The 3,005-nt window shown below is 53.7% G+C and carries 1 protein-coding gene, 1 rRNA gene and 1 pseudogene; all 3 read right to left on the reverse strand.

Annotation, left to right across the window (positions count from 1 at the left end; all coding sequences use genetic code 11):
- Positions 1-34 precede the first annotated feature (34 nt).
- Entirely contained in the window at positions 35-220 is a 186-nt protein-coding gene (locus ACFFK0_RS23600; protein ID WP_377472835.1) for a hypothetical protein, read from the reverse strand.
- 46 nt (positions 221-266) lie between these two features.
- A pseudogene (locus tag ACFFK0_RS23605) lies at positions 267-1,974 on the reverse strand (GMC family oxidoreductase N-terminal domain-containing protein).
- 768 nt (positions 1,975-2,742) lie between these two features.
- Positions 2,743-2,859: ribosomal RNA gene (gene rrf / locus ACFFK0_RS23610) — 5S ribosomal RNA — on the reverse strand.
- Positions 2,860-3,005 lie beyond the last annotated feature (146 nt).

Below are 3,005 nucleotides of genomic sequence, written 5' to 3' on the forward strand. Positions count from 1 at the left end.
TTGTACAAAATGAAAAGAGGCTGCCCTCAGTCATCTACGATGACTTTTGGGACAGCCTCATATCCTGCGCAATATTATATGAAACCTGCTCCCCGCGCAGCGTTTGTTCCGTAGCCGTCAAATAAAACCACAAATTCATGACTTCCCCGACATTCAGAGGAGGCTTCTCTCCGTCCAAGAAAGGCTTTATCGCGTCCGTAAACAGCTCCGTAATATTCATGCTTACACCCCCGGTTGAAGATTAGGATGCACCTGACATGACTAGTTTATGAAAAATATGTTCCCGCCAGCTTCTCGGCGGTTCTTGTGGGCAAGAGCCTGCGTCGTCAAAGTCGGGTTGGCCCCGCCGATACCGTTCACATGAACGCTGTTATCGGCAATATATAGACGCTTGACCTGATAAGCTTCCCCCTGCTCATCGACGACCGCTCCCAACCTCATAGTTCCCTCCATATGAATCATCAGCGCGGCGGGCCAATCCGTGCGGAGCACCTTCCTGGCGCCGGCCTTTCGCAAGATGTCGATAGCGATTTTGACTAGCTCGGTTCGGTTTCTTTCTCCACGTTGCCCGGGAATGTAGCTGATCAAAGGGACGGGTCCATGCTCATCCCGATCGGCCGGATCCACAGAGACCCCGTTCCGGTAATCCACTTCATCATCCGCGAAAATAGCAATGCTCAACGTCCTACGATAATTTTCCATCCAATGCTGCAGCTCTGCCCCTGCGGTACGCCCCTGTTCATATCCCTTCATTGCTGCAAAGTACGGATTCATAAAGCTGAACCCGGCTTGGCTGCTGCCAAAACTTAAGGAGGCGTGAAGACCCGGGCTTAAACCGGTTACGATGATGGAGCCCAGACCGGGATAGTCCAGCCTGCCTCCCGAAGTATGGCCCACATAAGGAGGAACCTCCGCGCTGCCCAGAATGGACATCAGCTCCTTCTCGTCAAATATGCCCATCACCCAGTCCATATAATGGTTGACCAAGCCACGGCCTACCCATGGATGATGGGGCAAGCCCGAGTTGAGCCACAGCCTTGGACTTTCCACCGCCCCGGCAGCCATTACGATAGCCCCGGCTCTCAGCTCCTCCGTTTCCCCTGTCCATGTATCGCGGACACGAACGCCTACCGCTCGAAGTCCCTCCGTTCGATGCGGCTCTGTCAAAATTTTGATTGCGAAGGTATTCGGTCTGATCGTAACGCGCCCCGTTCGCAATGCAAGCGGAATGTAGCTGACATTCGTCGAGCGCTTTGCCACTTTATCGACCGAAGGTCCGTGCGGACACCCGTTGATACAATGGCCGGCCAATGTACAGCCCTGCATCCACGATAGCTGCTCCAGCGAATAGTCGGGATTCATGAGGTTCGGATTTGGGGAAAGTATAGCGTTCGGCTGCGGGCGGTAGCCTGGAACCGTTACGTCAAGGGTGGGAATCAGCTGCCAACCGGCCTTCTTCGCTCCATAGAAGAAAAGCTCCTCCTTAGCGGTCATAGGTGAAAATGCTACCGGCAGAGTCGCCTCCACCTTCTCGTAATACGGGATTAGTTCACGATAGGGAATCGGCCAAATCGAATCGATGGATGCCGGGAACGCGCGGGGGGAATTCGCTAAATAAGATTGTGTCGTACCGCCTATTCCGGAATTTTGCCATACGAAACCGCGCTGCTTCATCTTCCGAAACCAAGGAGCGCGGCTTCGGTCCGCAGGGCCCCAGCGGAGCTTGCCCGTGATGAGGTCATTCATGTCATTCTCAAGCTTGGAATAGTGCTCTTTAAGCAAATGGATATGTAAATCTTTCGGGTTCGAACTGCTTTGCGGCCCACGCTCGAGGTTAGGTTCAGGCCACCTTGTATTCCCATACCACGGCCCGGCTTCAAGCACGAGCACCCGCAGCCCTCTCTCCCCAAGCTCTTTGGCGATAACGGCACCTCCGCCGCCGGAGCCGATTACGATAACATCCGGATCTGTCATTCGGCTATCCCCCTACCAGGAGTTATTAGTATTCCACGCAAGTCGCGGTATCCGAATGAAGGGCCGGGATAGCCGACTAGCTCCCATACCGGCGGAGCCAATTCAAGCTCCCGGTATGCTGGAGGCAAGAGTCGGGTCGAGCCATATCCGAACCATTCCGAATACATACCGAATACTGTCAATTGCACAAAGGAATCGATCATCGTTTGAATCATGGCGGGGTTGTTACGGTAAGGTGGCGGCAATGAATAGAGTGGCAGGTCAAGCGCATCCAGCAATGCAAGCGTGTAGAGCCGATCGGTGCCCCACAGACCGGCAAATAGGCAATCGCTTTGGAATGGGGTTACATATCGCGGCGGTGAGCGGACTAGACCACTTTCGCATAACCGCCCCGCCCCCCTGTCCAGCAACTGCGCCGTGGCCCACGACAAAGGGGGTGGCGCAGACTTTGCATCCGAGGGTATGAATTGGGACTGGTCGAGAACCGCGATCAAGTACTGATCAATCTGATAGTAGTTTGCACCTGCGGCCACTACCGAGGAATGAGAAAGAAGCGTTGGAGGCATGATGGCCTCTACCAACGCTTGAAACGTCGTTCTTATGTAAACATACACGTCACCGTAACTTGGGCCAATTGGGGCTATATTCTTCATGCAACACTCACCACCCAATAAGTTATATTGAGCAATGAAGCTTCCTATTCCATAAACAAGACAGCCTCAGCTGATGAATTTTGTCATCGGCTGAGGCTGTCTTGTTGTTGCGGCTGCTTGGCGGCGTCCTACTCTCCCAAGACCCTGCGGTCTAAGTACCATCGGCGCTGGAAGGCTTAACGGCCGTGTTCGGGATGGGTACGCGTGGTTCCCTTCCGCCATTACCGCCAAACGGCTTGCTATTCAGGTGTGCGTTGCACCCTGAAAACTAGATACGAAACAGTTTGCGTAGAATTTGCTGGTTGGTCTTGCCGGGATCCCCGCAAAGTATTCGGAATTCGCTTCGTCAGCTTCTTCTTCACTTTGTGGGGGTAATTT

The sequence above is a fragment of the Paenibacillus chartarius genome (assembly GCF_042432825.1).
Classification (GTDB): domain Bacteria; phylum Bacillota; class Bacilli; order Paenibacillales; family NBRC-103111; genus Gordoniibacillus; species Gordoniibacillus chartarius.

Bases quoted from the DNA above. Each gene is read 5' to 3' on its own strand.
- ACFFK0_RS23600 (WP_377472835.1), bottom strand. From the start codon at position 220: ATGAATATTACGGAGCTGTTTACGGACGCGATAAAGCCTTTCTTGGAC.